Source organism: Paracoccus sp. MKU1 (assembly GCF_001447385.1).
Taxonomy (GTDB): Bacteria; Pseudomonadota; Alphaproteobacteria; order Rhodobacterales; family Rhodobacteraceae; genus Paracoccus.
The window spans coordinates 53,637-70,814 of sequence record NZ_LLWQ01000125.1 but is presented as its reverse complement, the minus strand read 5'-3'; the positions used below and the strand labels follow the sequence as shown (position 1 = coordinate 70,814).

Here is a 17,178-nt window from a genome sequence, read left to right as displayed (position 1 = left end):
CGTCCACGTCCTTTTTCGGGTCGATGGCGTTGATCACCGCATCGGCGTCCATGTGCCCGGGCAGCGGCAGCTGCACCAGGATGCCATGGACGCTCGGGTCGGCATTCAGCCGGGCGATCAGCGCCATGAGTTCGGCCTGCGCCGTCTCGGCCGGCAGCTTGTGCTCGAAGCTCGCCATGCCGGCCTCGCGGGTCTGGACGCCCTTGTTGCGCACATAGACCTGCGACGCAGGGTCCTCGCCCACCAGAACAACCGCAAGACCGGGGGTGATCCCGTGATCGGCCACCAGCCGACCCACATGCTCGGCAACCCGAGCCCGAAGCCCGGACGCAAAAGCCTTGCCGTCGATGATCCTTGCCCCCATAGGCCCATTCTCCTTCGCATTCCGCATCCGTGTCGCAGACGACATCGGCCGGCCGCCCCGCTCGCGGATAGCGCAGGCACCGGCATGTGCAAACCCCGTTTCACGGCGAGCTTGCGCGTCCCGGTTTCGCCTCTATCCCCATTGACGCCTTTTTCCAACCGGGCGGCACAAAGGTCAGGCTTTATAGCGACAAGGCGAAGTCGTTTTGCGACGCGGCCCCGCACCGGCTGCGTCAGCGAAACAGGTGATCTGCGACAGTCGCCAGCCCCACGCCCATCAGCGCCAGCGCGACGAAGATCAGCAGCCAGCGCAGCGCCTGCGGCAGGCTGTCCCGGCCGCGCAGCCAGCGCCCGAAGCTGTAGAGCAACAGCCAGATCGCGACCGCGACCGCCAGCAGCAGCCAGCCGATCCTGGCAGCCGCCGCCCCCAGCCATGGCGAGAGCAGCACCACCAGAAGCCCCGCCAGCATGGCCAGGAACAGCATCTTGTCCGCCAGCATCCGCCAATAGCTGCCCGGCATGGCGAAGCGCGCAAAACCCGAGATCAGCCCGCCCCCGGCCCGCAGCGCCACCGCCGCCCGGGTGCCGAGCATGCGCAGGATGCCGTTGTCGGGCAAATCGTCGATCATGCGCGACAGGATCGCCATGCCGCGGCTGCTCCAGCCCGCGATCTCGGGCGGGCGCGGGCCGATGGGCTTCAGATCCTTGTAATGTGTGCCGAAACGCCGCAGGTCCAGCTCGGCGGCATCCTTGACCCCCAGCGCCTGGGCGGCAGTTTCCTCGAAGGCGTCCTCATCGATGCGGGCATCGCGCAGCTTGGCCTTGAGCAGCGCCAGCCGGCGGGCCTGCCCGGCGGTTTCGCCGTATTCCTCGCGCAGGATCTGGTTCTGGATCTCCTGCGTCCAGGCGGCGCGCTCGGTCTCGGGGCGGTCGGACATCAGCGCGGCGACGATGCGCTCGGCCCCGTCCAGCCGACCCCAGAGGATGTCATGCTCGCGCCAGTCGCGGTTCAGGAAACCGCCGAAGGCGCCGACGGCGATGCCGGCCAGCTTGTCGGGCCGCGGGTTCAGCCCGCTGTCGGCGGGGCTGACGCGGAACACCTCGACCTGCGAATGTTCCTGAAGCTCCAAGCCCTCCAGGAAGGGATAGGTCATCACGTCGTGCCAGTGGAAATCGTCATAGACGTCCAGCAGCGGCTTCAACTCGGGCGCGGCCAGGTCGGCGCGGATGCGGGCGCTGCTGGCGTCGAAGGCGGCGCGCATGTCCCGGCCCAGCTTGGCCAGCGCCTTGTCCACCAGCGCCTTGATATCCGTGCCGAGATAGATCTCGCGCGCCTTGCCATAGCGCTGGTCGAGCGTCGCGAGCTTCATCACCGCGCTGCATTCGGCCGAGATCAGCCCCTCCAGCCGAAGGATCTCGGCGCCGGCCAGCAGGGTCTGGGCCTGGCTGCTGTCGGGGCTGGCGAGGCGGCGCATGGCTGCCAGTTCCTCCTCGATCCGGTCGCGCAGGGGCGCCAGCAGTTCCGGCGGCAGGTGCAGCGCGACCTTTTCGCCCTGAATGCGCTCGCGCCGGTCCAGCGCCTCGTCGATATGGGCGCGCAGGTGGATCAGCCGGCGCAGCCGGAAATCCAGGTCGTAACGCGACAGAAAGGCGTTCTCGGTCTCGCGCCCCTCGGCGTGATAGGCGCTGAAATTCTCGTCGCGCCAGGCGCGCAGGATCTGGCGCAGATACAGCGCCACCTCCGAATCCGGCTCATATCCCGCCAGCCCGGCCACGATCGCCGACAGCCCGTCGGTGGTGCCATAGACCCGCAGGTGGTGATAAAGCGGGTAGTTCTGCGGATATTGAAAGGCGCCGGTCATCAGCTCGGCCAGGTCCATCCGGTCCAGGTCGGCCGGCTTGCGCCTTTGCCGCATCCTGCGCCCGGCCGCCTCGACCCGGCGCTGGTCCTCGCGCCAGCGGTTCTGCAAGGCGCCCAGCCGCTCCAGCCGCCGGTTCATGCGGGCGATGGCACGGATGTCGTCACGGATCACCTCGTAGCGCGGCAGGCCGGTCAGCGCGAGTTGGGCGTTTTGCAGGAAATCCACCGGCTCGGGCGCCTGTCCGGGCTGCGGGGGCGCCTCGGGGAAGGGGTCGATGAACAGAAGCTTGCGCTCGCCCGGCAGGGTGGTCGGGCGCGAGGGGATCAGCGCGGTCGCATAGCTGAAGGGCCGGTTGTCCAGATAGCCGCCATCGGCGAACAGCCGGCCGGCATAATCCGGGTCGTGGTCGAAGAAGCGGGCGAAGCGGGCATCCTGCGCCGCGGCCGGCATGTCGGCAAAGCGCATCGGCGGAAAGGCCACCGGAAAGGACGAGGTGCAGCGCGCGGCAAAGGCCAGCATCGCCTCGTTTCCCGGGGCGAAATCGTTGCGCCCCGCCCCGTCATAGGCGAAATGGAACACCTTGCGATGAACCCTTTCATCCAGCCGCGCGCCGGTCAGGTGGATCGGCGCCTGCCGGCCGCGCAGGTCGGTCGCGGTGACGAACAGGTCCACCGTCTCGGCCAGCGGCCGGCCGTCGCCGGTCAGCCGGGCCAGCGTGTCGTGCAGAACCTGGAACATGTGGCCGCCGTCGAGCAGCGATTCGGTCGGGCGCAGGCGGCCGGCGATGCCCTGCCGGTCGTTGAGCAGCTGGCCGATATCGGCCTTGTCCGTCCATGCCTCGCGCAGGATGTCGATATCGCGGGCCCCCGCAACCAACGCCTTGGCGAGCGCCACGCCGTTGATCCCGCCCGCCGAGGTGCCCGAGATGACGTCGATCACGAACCGCTTGCGCCCGCCGCGCGGGCCGGCAAGTTCCCGCGACAACCGGCGATAGATCAGCTCGCCCGGGGTCAGCTCCTCGTCCGGCAGGTCCGAACTGCCGCGCACCATGCGCAGCAACTCCTGCGCGATGCCGTTCATGTAGATTGCCAGCGACACGCCGCCGTATAGGACGACCGCGAAGCGCACCTCACCCGTAGCCCGTTCGACCATTCCGCCCCCCAGATCACGCCGACCGGCCGTCGCCAGGAACCCCGCCTTTTCAGAAGCCTAAGCGGAATCGCCCAATTTGTCTTGTGGGAAATGCTGCCGCCAGACAGGTGGCCGGTCGTCCAAGGCCAACTCCTGAAAGGCGTCGCGGACAGAAGCGCCGAGACCCCGGCCCGGCGCGGATGCGGGGGGCGGGCTGCCCGTCAGCCCGCCTCGCGCAGCACCTCGCGGAGCTGCGGGATCGTGGCGGCGAAGGGGTTGCCCTTCATCGAGGAACTGGCCAGCGAGGCCTCGGCCACCGCCTGATGCCGCGCCGGGTCGAGCCCTTGCCCGGTCAGGCCCGGCAGCCCCGCCTCGCGCGCCCAGCCGGCCAGCCGCCGCGGCGCCTCGGCCGCGGCGCAGCCCAGAACGTCCGCGATCTCGCCGCAGACCTCGTGGAGGCGGGCGGGATCGGGGGCATGGGTGCGATTCATCGCCAGCACCGGCCCCAGCAGCGCGCCGCAGATCGCGCCATGCGCGGCAGGCGTCACGCCGCCGATCACGCCGGCCAGCCCATGCACCGCGCCCAGCCCGCCATTGGCCAGCGCGATACCGCCCGACAGGCTGACCCAGGCCATGCGGTCGCGCGCCTGCGGGTCCTCGGCCTGCATCAGACGCACCAGCGCCCGCAATCCCGGTGCGATGGCGGGGCGGGTCAGCGCATCGGTGAAGGGCGTGGCGCGGGCCGAGACATAGGGCTCGATCACCTGCGCCAGCGCGTCGAGGCCCGAGGCCAGCGTCACCGCGCGCGGGCAATGGTCGGTCAGCGCCGGATCGACGATGGCCAGGCGCGGCAGCATGCGCTCGTCGCGGATCGAGACCTTGCGGCCATGCTCGGGCAGGCCGATCACCGCGTTCCGCGTCGCCTCGGCCCCGGTGCCGGCCGTGGTCGGAAGCGCGACATAGGGCAAGGGCGGCACGGCCAGCGGCAGGCCGCGGCCCACCACCTCCAGATGGTCCATGATGCCGCCCGGCGCCGGGATCAGCGCCGCCAGCGCCTTGCCCAGGTCCAGCGCCGCGCCGCCGCCAAGCGCCGCCACCCAATCGGCACCGAAGCCCTTGGTCTCTGCCAGCGCCGCCTCCAGCATGGGCAGGGTCGGCTCGGCCCCGCAGGCGACGGTCAGCAGCTCGGCGCCCTCGGCGCGCAGCGCGTCGAGCAGCCAAGTGGCGCGGGCCGGGTCGGCGCCATGCACCAGCACGCCGCGCCGCCCATGGGCACGGATCAGCGCCGGAGCCTTCTGCGCCTCGCCGCGGCCAAAGATCACCCGGCCCGGCAGGGCAAAGGCAAACGCGCTCATACCACCCCCATGGTGGCGTCCACGGCCTTTTTCCACCTGGCGTATCGCGCCTCGCGCGCATCCTCGGCCATTGCGGGCTCGAAGCGGCGCTCCAAAGCCCAGGCGCGGGCGAACTCCTCGGGCGGTGGGCATAGCCCCGCTTGCAGCCCCGCCAGATAGCCCGCGCCAAGCGCCGTCGTCTCGGTCACCACCGGACGGTCCACCGGCGCGCCCAGGATGTCGGCCAGGAACTGCATCGTCCAGCCGCTCGCCGCCATGCCGCCATCGACCCGCAGCACGCCCTCGGCCGCGCCGGGCCAGTCCGCCCGCATCGCCTCCCACAGGTCGCGGGTCTGGAAACCCACGCTCTCCAGCGCTGCCCGCGCCAGCTCCGCAGGCCCCGAGTTCCGCGTCAGCCCGAAGACCGCGCCCCGGCATTCCGGCCGCCAATAGGGCGCCCCCAGCCCGGTGAAGGCCGGCACCAGAACCAGCTCCTGCCCCGGATCCGCCGCCTCGGCCAGACCCTGGGTCTCGGCCGCCGAGCGGATGATCCCCAGCCCGTCGCGCAGCCATTGCACCACCGCGCCGGCGATGAAGATCGAGCCCTCCAGCGCATAGGTCGTGCGGCCCGCCAGCCGATAGGCGACGGTGGTCAGCAGCCGGTTCTTCGAAACGACCATCTCGGAGCCGGTGTTCAGCAGCGCGAAGCAGCCGGTGCCATAGGTTGATTTCATCATCCCCGGCGCGAAACAGGCCTGGCCCACTGTCGCCGCCTGCTGGTCGCCGGCAACGCCAAGGATCGGGATCTCGCGCCCGAACAAGTCGGCGCGGGTGGTGCCGAAATCGGCGGCACAGTCGCGCACCTCGGGCAGAAGCTGCATGGGGATGTCGAAGAGCGCGCAGATCTCCTCGTCCCAGCGGTTCTCGGCGATGTTGTAAAGCAGGGTGCGGGCGGCGTTGGTGGCGTCGGTGGCATGGGTGCGGCCGCCGGTCAGGTTCCAGATCAGCCAGCTGTCCACGGTGCCGAAGGCCAGCTCGCCGCGCTTGGCGCGCGCGCGGGCGCCGTCGATATTGTCGAGCAGCCATTTCAGCTTGGAGCCCGAGAAATACGGGTCGAGCAGCAGCCCGGTGCGGGCGGCGATCATCGGCTCGTGGCCCTCGGCCTTCAGCCGGTCGCAGAGATCGGCGGTGCGGCGGTCCTGCCAGACGATGGCGCGGTGCAGCGGCTGGCCGGTCTTGCGGTCCCAGAGCAGCGTGGTCTCGCGCTGGTTGGTGATGCCGATGGCGGCGATGTCGGCGGGCCCGATCCCCGCCTTTTCCACCGCCGCCCGCGCCACGCCCGCCACGCTGACCCAAAGGTCCGAGGGGTCGTGCTCCACCCAGCCGGAGGAGGGGAAATGCTGCGGGAATTCGTGCTGGGCGCTGGCCACGACGCGCAATCCCGCATCGAACAGGATCGCGCGGGACGAGGTCGTGCCCTGGTCGATGGCAAGGATATGGGTCATGGCGGCCTGCTGTCTTGCGGTGCCCCGCAGGCTGCACCGCGGCCCGCAGCCGGTCAAGCGGCTTTCGTTTGCGGGCGGATCGCCGGGATACGAACATCGCCGCCGGCCCCCGGACCCACAAGGAACGCTTGCGCGCCGGGCCGGATCGCATAAAGTGATCGCGGTCCAGCCGATGGAGCGCGCCCCGTGGCCCTCAGCATACGCCAGAACGAGATCCTCGAGCTTGCCCGCGCCGAGGGGCGGGTGCTGGTCGAGGATCTGGCGCAACGCTTCGACGTGACCTTGCAGACGATCCGCCGCGACCTGGGCGAGATGGCGGGGGCGGGCCTGTTGGACCGCGTCCATGGCGGGGCGGTGCCGCGCGCCGGCGCGGTCAACCTGGGCTACGAGGCGCGGCGGCGCATGAATGCCGAGGCCAAGGCGGCCATCGGCGCGGCCTGCGCGGCGGAAATCCCCGACAATTGCAGCCTGATCCTGAACCTGGGCACCACGACCGAGGCGGTGGCCCGGGCGCTGATCCACCATTCCAACATCACCGTCGTCACCAACAACATGAACGTCGCCAATATCCTGCTGGCCAATCCGGGTTGCGAGATCATGGTGGCGGGCGGCGCGCTGCGCCGTTCGGACGGCGGGCTGGTGGGGGAACTGACCACTCAGTTCTTCGAGCAGTTCAAGGTGGATTACGCGGTCATCGGCACCTCGGCCCTGGACCATGACGGAGACCTGCTGGATTTCGACCTGGCCGAGGTGCGGGTCAGCCGCGCCATCCTGCGCCAGTCGCGCCGGACCTTTCTGGTCACCGACCATTCCAAGATCGGCCGCCCCGCGCCCGCCCGCATCGCCAGCCTGTCCGAAATGGACGCCATCTTCACCGACCAGCCCCTGCCCGAGGAACTGGCCCGGCATTGCGCGGAATGGCGCACCGAGGTGCGGCTCTGCCCGCCGGCGGGCGGATAGCGCCTCAGGTCACCGCGGCGCGCATGGCGAAGCGCGGATCGCGCCAGCTTTCGCTGCGCAGCACGTCCTCCAGCGCCTCGACCGCGTGCAGCACATCGACATGGCGCAGGTAGAGCGGGGCAAAGCCGAAACGCAGCGTCGAAGGCGCGCGGAAATCGCCGATCACCCCGCGCGCGATCAGCGCCTGCATCACCGGCCAGGCATGATCGTGGCGCCAGGCGACCTGGCTGCCGCGCCGGGCGCCGTCGCGCGGGCTTTCCAGCTCCAGCCCCAGGCCGGCACAACGCGCCTCGACCAGCCGGATGAACAGGTCGGTCAGGGCCAGGCTTTTCGCCCGCAGCAGAGCCATGTCCACGCCATCCCAGATCGCCAGCGCGCCCTTCAGCGCCCGCATCGACAGGATCGGCTGGGTGCCGCATTGAAAGCGGCGGATGCCGGGATCGCCCTCGTAGCCCGTCTCGAAGGCAAAGGGCCGGGCATGCCCCCACCAGCCGCTGAGCGGCTGGCGCGCCTGCCCCAGATGCCGGCGGGCGACATAGACGAAGGCCGGCGAGCCCGGCCCGCCGTTCAGGTATTTATAGGTGCAGCCGACGGCGAAATCCGCCCCGGCCGCGTCCAGTTCCACCGGCAGCGCGCCCGCCGAGTGGCACAGATCCCAGACGGCGACGGCGCCCGCCGCGTGGATACGGGCGGTCAGCGCGGCCATGTCGCGCAGCTCGCCGGTCTTGTAGTTCACATGGTTGACCAGCACGGCGGCGACATCGGCGTCCAACATCTCCTCGATGGTCGCGCCGTCCACGCCCTCCAGCCGCAACTGCGCGCCGGGCAGGGTCGAGACCACGCCCTCGGCGATATAGAGATCGGTCGGAAAACTGCCGCTTTCCGCGACGATGGTCTTGCGCCCCGGCCGCAGCCCCATGGCGGCATGCAGCGCCTTGTAGATGTTGACCGAGGTGGTATCCGCCACCACCACCTGCCCGGGCGCGGCGCCGATCAGCCTTCCGATGCGGTTCCCCAGTTCGATGGGCAGGTCGAACCAGCCAGCGCCGTTCCAGCTGCGGATCAATTCGCCGCCCCATTCGTCGCGGGCGGCGCGCAGCAACTCCTCCTGCGCGGCGCGGGTCGGGACGCCCAGGGAATTGCCGTCCAGATAGACCTCGTCCGGGGACAGGATGAAGGCGTCGCGCAGGTGGCGCAGCGGGTCCTGCGCGTCCATCGCCTCGATCGCGGCACGGTCGGGAAGGGTCATGGCTTGTCCTTGGCTGTTCATTCCGGCGCCGGGCCGGTCGAGTTGCGGATGATGAGCTCATGCGGGCCGACGCGCTGCAATTCCTTGAGCGGCCGGCCCTCCAGCAGGCCGGCGAGGCAGTCGGCCAGGGGCTCCCAACTGTCGCGCAGCGGCGCCTTGGTGACGCTGAGCGCCGGGAAGAAGGCCGAGGCCCGCAGCGCCGGCAGGTGGTCGTCATGCGCCATGACCGAGACATCGCCGGGAATCCCCAGGTCCAGCGCCTCCAGCGCCTTGTAAACCCCCTTGGCGATATGGACATGGCTACAGAGGATGGCGGTCGGCGGCGGACCGCCCAGGCGGAACATCTCGACGGTCGAGACCAGCCCCAGCGCCTCGGTCATCTCGCCATGCCGGGTCAGCGCCGGATCGAATGCGATGCCGGCCTGCTCCAGCGCCCGGCGATAACCGCGCAGCCGGGCCGAGGCGAAGCTGAGCCCCTGCCGGCCGTTGATCAGCGCGATGCGGCGATGGCCCAGCCCGGTCAGATGGCTGGCCATCTGATACAGGATGCCCTCGTTCTCGATGTCGAAATAGGCGTGGTCGGGCGCCGGGCCGATGCGGCCATGCACGACGAAGGGGATATCGTTTTCCCGCAGGAAGGCCGCCCGCGGGTCGTCGTCCGACGGGCTGAACAGCACGAACCCGTCCAGCACGCCATTGCCGATCAGGCGCTTGTAAACCTCGATGATCGGCTCCTGCTGGCGCATGACATGCAGCACGAACTGCATGCCGCGGCCCGAGAACTGCGCCGACAGCCCGGCGACGCCCTCGATGAACAGTCCGTCCTGGGCCAGATTGGTCGATTGCGGCACCACCAGCGCCACCATGCCCGAGCGGCCGGTCACCAGCTTGCGCGCCGAGATGTTGGCCTGATAGTTCAGCGACCGCGCCACGGCCTTGACCCGCTTGCGCGTCATCTCGTTCACGTCGGAATGATCGTTCAGCGCCCGGCTGGTCTGGGTGATCGACAGCCCGGCGGCGCGCGCGACATCCTTCAGCGTGGCCAATTCCCCAGCTCCTCCGGAAACCTCTCGGACCGGCGCCCGGCCGTCCGCTTGCCCCGGGAAATGTCTAGAACATCCGCCCCAGCCGGTCCATAGCCGCGATCCCGGCCAGGGCGCGAGGCAGGGCACGGCCCTCGCCGGATCGGCCGATACGGCCGGCGCATGGGACGGGTCAAGCCGGATGCGGCCCAGCCGGAACGGCCGCCATACCGTGACGGATACCGCGAAAGGCGGGCGGGGAATGGGGCGTGTCCCTGTCCCAAAACCGCCAGGGCGGGCGGCCTGGGACCTCGTCATGCCGCAAGCCCGCCGCATATGGGCGCGGCGATCCGCCGCCGCGGCCATGCGTGTCAATAACAGCCGATCTTGGCGATCCGGCCGTTCTCGCCGATCTCGAAATTCAGCCGGCCGGGGCTGAAGTCCATCGTCACCGCGTCGCGCGGACCGATGATGCGGGTGCCGGCAGGCAAGGTCATCCTGTCCAGCACCTCGCGCGGCTGGCCGACCAGACCGCGGAACGACGCGGCATTGCAGCTATCGGCCCCGGGCTGGGGTGCCGATGCCGGGGGCGGCGCCTCGGCACAGGCGGCAAGCGCGCAAAGCGGCGCGAGCATCAGGATTCGTCCGATCCACCGCATCCGTCAGCCGCAATCGATATTGTAGATATTGCCTGCCGCATCCAGCCGGAAGACGATGCGCAGCGGATCGTATTCCTGCGGCTCGATGCCGCGATATTCGACGACGCGATAGTCGCGGGTCACGCCCAGGGTGGGAATGATGCTGCCAGGCTGGCCCAGGGCCGAGACATAGTTCTTGGCATGGCAGGCGTCGGGCTCGCGCGATTCCAGCCCGCTGACACCGGCCACCGGCACGGGCGGCAGCGGCGCGACGGCCGGGACCGGCTCGGGCGCCGGCGCATAGGCCGGGGCGCAAGCGGCAAGGGGGGCAAGAGCAAGAAGCGCGATCAGGGCTCGGGTCATCGGGCAATCATCCAGTGAGGGAATTTCTGGCGCGGCATCATAAGGGTGCGGCTGGAAAATGAGAAGCGGCCCGGCGATGAATAAGGCCCGGCGTTGCAGCGAAACCGCGCCGGATTGCGCCTATTCGGCCGCTTCGATCAGCGCATTTCGGCCGTTGCCGTAGCAGGCCAGGAACATGGCCACCGCGCTGCGGTTCACCTTGCGCAAAAGCTCCTTGTCCACCGATTGCGGGCCCAGGAACAGCGCGCGGTCGTGAATGGTGACCCCGGCCAGTTCGATAAGCTGATCGGCAGCCAGTTCCAGATCGGGAATGCGCAATTCGCCACGCTGGACGCAGCGTTCGAAATAGCCGATGAGTTGCTGGCGCAGCAGCGCCGGCCCGGCTTCGTAATATTCCTGCGCGAGCGAGGGGAAACGTTCCGCCTCGCCCACGCTGACCCGGAAAATGCGCAGCCCGAATTCCGAAATCATATGCGCCGAAATGATCTGGACGATGAAGGGCAGCACCTGTTCGACCGGCAGCTCGACCTCGATCAGGGCGCTGGCATCGGCGGCCTCGCGCGCAAGCTCGTTGCGGAAGACTTCCATGAACATGACGCGCTTGTCGGGGAAATAGCTGTAAAGCGTCGCCTTGGACACGCTCGCCTCGCGGGCGATGTCATCGACACTTGCCCCTTCGAACCCATCGCGCAGAAATATCGTCCGGGCGCCCTCCAGCACCTGTAGGAATTTGCGACCGCGCGTTACCGGAAGAGCCTTAGGCATCCGCAACACCCCCCCTCACTACTCCTTAACTTGCCCCGCGAGGCCCGCAGGACAAAACACAGATACCGTAACGCTGCCGCAAATCGCGCTGTCCCGTTCATAAAGCAAACCGGATTCTTTGCAAAGCCTCTGCGCGATGTGAAGCCCAATATGTCTAAATTTCGCCTACTTGATTGCCCCAGCCCTCCCGGCGGAGCAATGGGGAATCGCCGGCCCCCGGACGGCCCCATGACGCGGGCGGCGAAAAGCCTGGGAAATCGCTGCTTTTGCTTATGAACCGCGGCGATGCGCATTGCATCCGCGCCGCCGCAATGATGCTGAGCCGGGGGAACCAAGCCCGCGAAATCCCGCCGGGCAGACATGCCGTTTCCGTGATTCGGCCGCCCATAGCCGCGCCGTGACGGGGGACGACCAACTCGGCGGTTCCGCCGGCAACAAAAAAGACGGCAGCACCGGTCGCGATTCGGCACGGGCCCCCCGCCCCCCCGATCGGAAGCCGGACGGCCACGGCCGGACCGCCACGGCCGGCGGGACGGAGTTGCGGCCTCCGATCCCCGGATCACACGAGGCGGTTATGCCGAAAAAGTATAACCCCCCGACAAACCTGCCGCGCAAGGCAGCGCCGGTCGCCCGGCGGTCCGGGCCCCCGCAGCGCCCTTCGATGCAGGCGCGGCAAGATCGCCACCGACAGATGCAGGCGCCACCATCCCATGCTGGCCAGGACAGATATCCATCCGATGGCCGCGTTCTTTCGACCGACTGCGGCTGGCCGGCGCCGAAACCGCCTGAGTGGCGACGGCCACCCGTCCCGTCCGGCATCCGCCGCCGGGCATGCCATGTCGCCCACCGCGCCATTCGCTGCGCGCCTGTGCCGTCACCCGCCGCCTCGTCGCAGCCGGTCCTGCCGCCGCCGTGCGATCAGATTCTGGCGCAGCGCATGCACGGCCTCGCCGCGGCCGAATTCGCGCGCGGCGGCCTGCCGGGCCAATTCATAGCCGGGCAGGAGCCGGGCCAGTTCCTCCTCGGCGGCCAGCAGAGCCCGACTCCGCTCACCGGCCAGGGCATTGGTCAGTCGCGCCTCGGCAATCGAGAACGGCCGATCCGAGCGATAGATCGTCTCCAGTTCGGCTTCGAGCTGGTCGATGCGGTGACGCGCCGCCTCGACATGCGCGCGAAACGCGGCCAGCCGGCGCAGCTCCATATCCGCCTTCAATCGGGCTATCCGCTCCAGTCTGGCCAGCGCATCGGGGTCGCGCCTCATGTCCTCTCCTTGCGGCGGGGCAAGCCGCCCCAGCCCTCGCGGGCCTTCTTGCGCATCGCCTCGGCAAAGCGGATGGCGGCGGCGACCGGGGCGAAATGTTCGGCCTTGATCTCCTGCCCGATCTCGACCGTCGCATGCAGCGCGCGGGCGCAGGGCGGATCGGACCAGATCGGCACCCGATGGTCCTGGGCACGTTCGCGGATGCGGCGCGCAACCTCGTCGACCCCTTTCGCCAGGCAGACCGGAGCCCGGCCGCTGCCGCGCTTCCATTCGAGCGCCACGGCGTAATGCGTCGGGTTGACGATAATGACATCGGCCTTCTGGACATCGGCCAGCATGGTGCTGAGAACGATGTCCACGCCCTTTTGCCGGCGCGCCGCCTTCAGATGCGGGTCGCCCTCGTTTTCCTTGTGTTCGTCCTGCATCTCCTGCCGCGACATGCGGTGTCGCTTCAGGTATTCGAGCCGCTTCCAGATCAGGTCGATAACGGCGAAAACCGCGCCGATCCCCAGCGCCAAGAGCACCGCCCGGCGCAGGATCAGCCCCAGCCCCTCGACCCATTGCAGATCCTGCATGGCCCCCGAGGCCATCAGCCAGGACAGAAGCGAGACGTAGAGAAACCAGCCCCCCAGGCCGACCAGCAGCGCCTTGCCCAGCGAGATGGCAAAGGTGACCAGCCCGCTCTTCCCGAACTTCTGCGCGGCATTCTTGGCCGGATTGATGCGCTTGAAATCGGGCAGCAGCTTCTTGGGCGTCAGCACGATCGAACGTTGCGCCACCATGCCAAGCAGGATCGGCAACGCCATGATCGCGACGCCGGCCAGGGTCGCCAACCCGGCCTGCCCCGCCAGGGCGCGCGCCAGGTCGGTGACGGCGCGCCCTTCGGCATCGGGCCATGGCTCCCCGCCCAGCGCGCGCGCCGCCATGGCGATCCATGCCGGCGCGGCCCAGGCCGTGGCGAACAGCGCCGCGAACCAGAAGCCCAGATACATCAGCGCCGATTGCAGCTCGGTCGAGCGCGGGACGTCGCCTTCCTGCCGCGCCTTGCGCAGCTTGCTTTCGGTGGCGTCGAATTGCTTGTCATCGCTGCTTTCCTGGCTCATCGCAGCAGCGCTCCCATCCTGTCCAGCACCGCATCGGCCCAGACCGAGAGGATCGAGGGCGCCAGCACGGCCAGCGCCAGCAACGCCAGCAGGATGGCGCCGGGCGCGGTGATGAACATCACCGGCAGGGTGGGCATGACCTTGCTGATCATGCCCGAGAGAACCTGGAACAGGAAACCGCCCAGGATGAACGGGGCCGCCAGCAGCATGGCCAGAACAAAGCTCTGCCGGACCAGCGCAACCGCGCTGGGCAAAAGCTGGGAAATCTGCGGCCAGTCCCCAAGGGGCCGCAGCACCAGGCTTTCGCGCAAGAGATCGCAGGCAAGCACAGGAAACCCCAGAGCCATCAGGACGGCCAACCCGGCCAGATGCAGCAGGTTGCCGATCGGATGCGGGGAATATTCATTGGCGCCGCCGACCAGCTGCGACAACGATGCGGTGGCGGCCATGGCCGTCGCCGCAATGTCCAGCGCAACGGCAAACAGCCGCACCAGCCCGCCCAGCACCAGGCCCGACAGGATCTCGGCCCCCGCCAGGGCGGCGAGTTGCAGCAAGCCGTCGATTTCGCCTACGGCTCGCGCCTGCTCCGCCAGCAGGGGGGTGACCGCCATGGCCAGCCCCGCGCGTATCCTGACCGGCATGGCGCGCTCGGACAGAACCGGCAGCATCAGGAAGCAGGCCTGCACCCGGCAATAGGTCAGCAGCAGCGCGACCAGCATGGTCGCCATGCGCGGATCCGCGAGCCACTGGGTCATGGGCCGACCACTCCCCGCAGCCGGACTTGTGCGGCCGGATCGATCTCGTCCAGCCCCAGAACCGGCGTCGCGATCCCCGCCGAAGACAGCATCATCCGCACCAAGCGCCGGCGGTGATCGGCCACCGCCAGAACCACCTCCAGCCCGGGGGGCAGTTCGCCCAGGGTGGCCTGCACGGCATCGATCAGCCGTTTCTGGATCTGCGGGATGGCGCCGGCCCCCGCCCTGGTGCCCTCGGCTTCGGCGCGGGCGATCTCGGCCTCCCATTGCGGATGCAGTTGCAACAGTTCGAGACGGCCTTCCAGGTCCAGGAACTGCTCGGTGATCTGGCCGCGCAGGCGCTTGCGGACCTGTTCATAGACGGCCTCGGGAGTGGCGGCGCTACGCGCCTCATGCACCGCATCGGTAATCAGCACCAGGTTGCGGATCGAGATCCGCTCCTCCAGCAAGCCGCGCAGAACAGCCAGCAGCAGTTCGGGCGTCACCTTGTCCGGCACCATGCTGTCGAAGAAGCGCTGGTTGAGCTGGGCACGGTGCTCGTCCGAAACGCTGCACAGCTCGCGGATCATGCGCTGCATCGAGGACATGGTCAGAAGTGCGGGCAGATTGGTCTTGACCACCTCCATCAGGTGAGTGGACAGAACCTCCATCGGGGTAACGACGGTGGCGCCGGCGATCGCCGCCTCGTCCTGCCATTCCGACGCGATCCAGCGCGCGGCGCTGCCATAGACCGGCTCACGCACGCTTTCGCCATCCAGTCCCTCGAGCGTGGTTTCCCCGCCGAGCGCCAGCACCCCATGCGGCCGCAGGACACCCTTGCCGCGCACCACGCCCTGCACCCGGATGACATATTCGCCCTCCTGGAAGCCGGTGCCGTCGGTGATGCGGACATCGGGCAGGATCAGACCATAGGCGCGGGCGACATGCAGCCGCAGATTGGTGATGCGCTGGCCCAGCCCGCGCACCGGATCCAGCGCACTGAGGATCAGGCCGGCGCCGATCTCGACGCAGATCTCATCGGTATCCAGCACGTCGCCGATGCGGGTCTGCGCCGAAGCGGCGAGTTGGGGTTCTGCCGCGGCAACATCCTCCGGGCAGGCCGTTTCCTGCCGGGCGCGAATGAACCAGGCCGCCACGCCCAGCACCGCAGCCAGGCCGAAAAAAACCAGTGTCGGCATGCCTGGGACCAGCCCGATGAACAGCATCCCGACCGCACAGATGAAGGGTACCTGCCAGTTGCTGAGGAATTGCTGCGACAGAAGATCGGCGGTGGTCTCGGTCGCGCCGCCCCGGGACAGCAGCAGGGCCGCGGCCATCGAGGTGATCAGCGCCGGAACCTGACTGACCAGCCCGTCGCCGATGGTCAGCTTGGAGTAGGTGGTCATCGCCTCCCCCACCGGCATGCCATGCACAAGCACGCCAGCGGCTAGGCCGACGAACAGGTTGATCAGCGTGATGACCAGGCCGGCGATGGCATCGCCCTTGACGAATTTCGACGCCCCATCAAGCGAGCCGAAAAAGCTGATCTCGCGCTGTTCGCGGGCACGGCGGCGCTTGGCCTCGTCATGGTCGATGGCCCCCGAGTTCAGGTCGCCGTCGATGGCCAACTGCTTGCCGGGCAGGGAATCCAGCGCGAAACGGGCCGAGACCTCGGCCATGCGCCCCGAGCCCTTGGTGATGACCATGAAGTTCACCACCGTGATCACGGCAAAGACCGTCAGCCCCACCAGAAGCGAGCCGCCGGCCACGAACTCGGCGAAGGCCTCGATGACATGGCCGGCGGCGGCGGTGCCGTTCTGGCCATCGGTCAGGATCAGCCGGGTCGATGAGATGTTGAGCGACAGCCGGATCAGCAGCGAGACCAGCAGCAGGACCGGGAAAGCCTGGAAATCGGTGGGCTTTTCCACCAGCGAGGCCATCACCAGGATCAGGGTCGCGCTGGCGATGGACAGCGCGATTCCCAGATCCAGCAGCCGCGCCGGCATGGGGATCACCATGGACAGCACGATCAGCAGCAGAATCCCGGTAATGACCAGCGGCCGCGCCGCCCGGCCGGCACCCGAGGTCGTCTCGGCCATGGTCATTCCTGGGCTCCTTGAATTCTTGCGGGTGCAAGCAGGCGCTCGGTGGTCCAGGCCGGGCCGGCCAGCATGCCCGACCGCCTGAGAAAGATCAGCACCTCGATCCGGTCGGGCGGCGCCAGCCGCATCAACCGGTCCTCAAGGTCCGCCGGCAGCGGCTCGCCATAAAGCAGCCGCTCGGTCGCATCGCGGATCATGCCGTCGCGGGTCGGCGCCGCGTCCCCGGCAGGTTCGGCGGCCAGCGCGGCGGACAGAATCAGCACCGCGATCACGACGCCCTCTTCAACTCGCGCAGCGCGTTCTCGAGGTCGCCGAACGAGGGGCGGACATGATCGGGCGCGGATTGCCGGCCCACCTCGACGCAAAGATTGGTCGCATGCTGATGCAGGCCGGCCACCAGGACGGATTTGATCACGTCGTAAAAGGCCTGGTCCTGCTTCGTCACCGCCCCAAGCCGCTGGGCGAAGGGGGCGACGATCGCATAGGCCAGGAACACGCCCAGGAACGTCCCGACCAGGGCGCCGCCGATCATCTTGCCCAGCACCTCGGGCGGCTGATCGATCGAACTCATGGTCTTGATCACGCCCAGGACCGCGGCGACGATTCCCAAGGCGGGCAAGGCGTCCGCCATGTTCTGCAACGCATGCGGCGCATGCATGGCCTCCTCGTTCATCAGGCCGATGCGCTGCGAAAGCATCTCCTCGACCTGATAGGAACTGCGACAGTCTCGAAAGTTTCCTTGAAAATCAAGGAAGCGAAAGGGACACATCGGGCAAAATCAGCCCC

The 17,178-nt window shown here is 68.7% G+C and carries 16 protein-coding genes; 1 reads left to right on the top strand and 15 read right to left on the bottom strand.

The window, feature by feature from the left end:
* From AQY21_RS08445 to glpK, 4 genes are all read right to left on the bottom strand, one after another.
* A partial coding sequence (locus tag AQY21_RS08445; protein WP_304438415.1) for a tetrahydrofolate dehydrogenase/cyclohydrolase catalytic domain-containing protein occupies positions 1-364 on the bottom strand: 364 nt, incomplete at its 3' end.
* A gap of 232 nt (positions 365-596) precedes the next feature.
* On the bottom strand, positions 597-3,377 hold the full coding sequence (locus AQY21_RS08440) for a patatin-like protein (RefSeq protein ID WP_058097256.1): 2,781 nt from the start codon (positions 3,375-3,377) through the stop codon (positions 597-599).
* A 200-nt stretch (positions 3,378-3,577) separates the two neighbouring features.
* Positions 3,578-4,711, bottom strand: coding sequence for an iron-containing alcohol dehydrogenase (locus AQY21_RS08435; protein ID WP_058097255.1), 1,134 nt, complete (start codon positions 4,709-4,711; stop codon positions 3,578-3,580).
* Complete coding sequence (glpK, locus tag AQY21_RS08430) at positions 4,708-6,195, bottom strand: glycerol kinase GlpK (RefSeq protein ID WP_058097254.1); 1,488 nt, start codon at positions 6,193-6,195, stop codon at positions 4,708-4,710. Before glpK ends, AQY21_RS08435 begins: the two co-directional genes overlap by 4 nt.
* 186 nt (positions 6,196-6,381) lie before the next feature.
* On the opposite strand from glpK, the gene AQY21_RS08425 reads away from it, so the two are divergent.
* Positions 6,382-7,155 (top strand): DeoR/GlpR family DNA-binding transcription regulator, encoded by a 774-nt coding sequence (locus tag AQY21_RS08425; RefSeq protein WP_058097253.1) that lies wholly within the window; start codon positions 6,382-6,384, stop codon positions 7,153-7,155.
* A gap of 4 nt (positions 7,156-7,159) precedes the next feature.
* Here the strand turns inward: AQY21_RS08425 and kynU are convergent, their stop codons facing one another.
* From kynU to AQY21_RS08370, 11 genes are all read right to left on the bottom strand, one after another.
* The gene (gene kynU / locus AQY21_RS08420; RefSeq protein WP_058097252.1) at positions 7,160-8,404 is read right to left on the bottom strand and encodes a kynureninase; all 1,245 of its coding nucleotides are present in this window, start codon (positions 8,402-8,404) and stop codon (positions 7,160-7,162) included.
* A gap of 17 nt (positions 8,405-8,421) precedes the next feature.
* On the bottom strand, positions 8,422-9,450 hold the full coding sequence (locus tag AQY21_RS08415) for a substrate-binding domain-containing protein (protein ID WP_058097251.1): 1,029 nt from the start codon (positions 9,448-9,450) through the stop codon (positions 8,422-8,424).
* Positions 9,451-9,797: 347 nt separating this feature from the next.
* Positions 9,798-10,061: an I78 family peptidase inhibitor gene (locus AQY21_RS08410; RefSeq protein ID WP_238986723.1), complete on the bottom strand. Its 264-nt coding sequence runs from the start codon at positions 10,059-10,061 to the stop codon at positions 9,798-9,800.
* 27 nt (positions 10,062-10,088) lie between these two features.
* Complete coding sequence (locus tag AQY21_RS08405; RefSeq protein WP_024842717.1) at positions 10,089-10,427, bottom strand: hypothetical protein; 339 nt, start codon at positions 10,425-10,427, stop codon at positions 10,089-10,091.
* 120 nt (positions 10,428-10,547) lie between these two features.
* The gene (locus AQY21_RS08400) at positions 10,548-11,192 is read right to left on the bottom strand and encodes a TetR/AcrR family transcriptional regulator (RefSeq protein WP_058097249.1); all 645 of its coding nucleotides are present in this window, start codon (positions 11,190-11,192) and stop codon (positions 10,548-10,550) included.
* Positions 11,193-12,066: 874 nt separating this feature from the next.
* A complete protein-coding gene (locus AQY21_RS08395; protein ID WP_058097248.1) occupies positions 12,067-12,453 on the bottom strand; it encodes a hypothetical protein in 387 nt (128 codons plus the stop codon).
* Positions 12,450-13,556 (bottom strand): flagellar type III secretion system protein FlhB, encoded by a 1,107-nt coding sequence (flhB, locus tag AQY21_RS08390; protein WP_058097247.1) that lies wholly within the window; start codon positions 13,554-13,556, stop codon positions 12,450-12,452. Before flhB ends, AQY21_RS08395 begins: the two co-directional genes overlap by 4 nt.
* On the bottom strand, positions 13,553-14,311 hold the full coding sequence (locus AQY21_RS08385) for a flagellar biosynthetic protein FliR (RefSeq protein ID WP_058097246.1): 759 nt from the start codon (positions 14,309-14,311) through the stop codon (positions 13,553-13,555). Before AQY21_RS08385 ends, flhB begins: the two co-directional genes overlap by 4 nt.
* Positions 14,308-16,395, bottom strand: coding sequence for a flagellar biosynthesis protein FlhA (locus tag AQY21_RS08380; protein ID WP_058097245.1), 2,088 nt, complete (start codon positions 16,393-16,395; stop codon positions 14,308-14,310). The genes AQY21_RS08385 and AQY21_RS08380 overlap by 4 nt, the downstream gene beginning before the upstream one ends.
* Positions 16,392-16,664: a hypothetical protein gene (locus AQY21_RS08375; protein WP_058097244.1), complete on the bottom strand. Its 273-nt coding sequence runs from the start codon at positions 16,662-16,664 to the stop codon at positions 16,392-16,394. The genes AQY21_RS08380 and AQY21_RS08375 overlap by 4 nt, the downstream gene beginning before the upstream one ends.
* The gene (locus AQY21_RS08370; RefSeq protein WP_058097243.1) at positions 16,661-17,161 is read right to left on the bottom strand and encodes a MotA/TolQ/ExbB proton channel family protein; all 501 of its coding nucleotides are present in this window, start codon (positions 17,159-17,161) and stop codon (positions 16,661-16,663) included. The genes AQY21_RS08375 and AQY21_RS08370 overlap by 4 nt, the downstream gene beginning before the upstream one ends.
* Positions 17,162-17,178 lie beyond the last annotated feature (17 nt).

What these genes read in the sequence shown, in the direction of transcription:
- glpK (WP_058097254.1), bottom strand. Translation starts at nt 6,195, where the DNA reads ATGACCCATATCCTTGCCATCGACCAGGGCACGACCTCGTCCCGCGCG.
- AQY21_RS08395 (WP_058097248.1), bottom strand. Translation starts at nt 12,453, where the DNA reads ATGAGGCGCGACCCCGATGCGCTGGCCAGACTGGAGCGGATAGCCCGA.
- kynU (WP_058097252.1), bottom strand. Translation starts at nt 8,404, where the DNA reads ATGACCCTTCCCGACCGTGCCGCGATCGAGGCGATGGACGCGCAGGAC.
- AQY21_RS08435 (WP_058097255.1), bottom strand. Translation starts at nt 4,711, where the DNA reads ATGAGCGCGTTTGCCTTTGCCCTGCCGGGCCGGGTGATCTTTGGCCGC.
- AQY21_RS08385 (WP_058097246.1), bottom strand. Translation starts at nt 14,311, where the DNA reads ATGACCCAGTGGCTCGCGGATCCGCGCATGGCGACCATGCTGGTCGCG.
- flhB (WP_058097247.1), bottom strand. Translation starts at nt 13,556, where the DNA reads ATGAGCCAGGAAAGCAGCGATGACAAGCAATTCGACGCCACCGAAAGC.
- AQY21_RS08400 (WP_058097249.1), bottom strand. Translation starts at nt 11,192, where the DNA reads ATGCCTAAGGCTCTTCCGGTAACGCGCGGTCGCAAATTCCTACAGGTG.
- AQY21_RS08440 (WP_058097256.1), bottom strand. Translation starts at nt 3,377, where the DNA reads ATGGTCGAACGGGCTACGGGTGAGGTGCGCTTCGCGGTCGTCCTATAC.
- AQY21_RS08410 (WP_238986723.1), bottom strand. Translation starts at nt 10,061, where the DNA reads ATGCTCGCGCCGCTTTGCGCGCTTGCCGCCTGTGCCGAGGCGCCGCCC.
- AQY21_RS08380 (WP_058097245.1), bottom strand. Translation starts at nt 16,395, where the DNA reads ATGACCATGGCCGAGACGACCTCGGGTGCCGGCCGGGCGGCGCGGCCG.
- AQY21_RS08405 (WP_024842717.1), bottom strand. Translation starts at nt 10,427, where the DNA reads ATGACCCGAGCCCTGATCGCGCTTCTTGCTCTTGCCCCCCTTGCCGCT.
- AQY21_RS08370 (WP_058097243.1), bottom strand. Translation starts at nt 17,161, where the DNA reads ATGTGTCCCTTTCGCTTCCTTGATTTTCAAGGAAACTTTCGAGACTGT.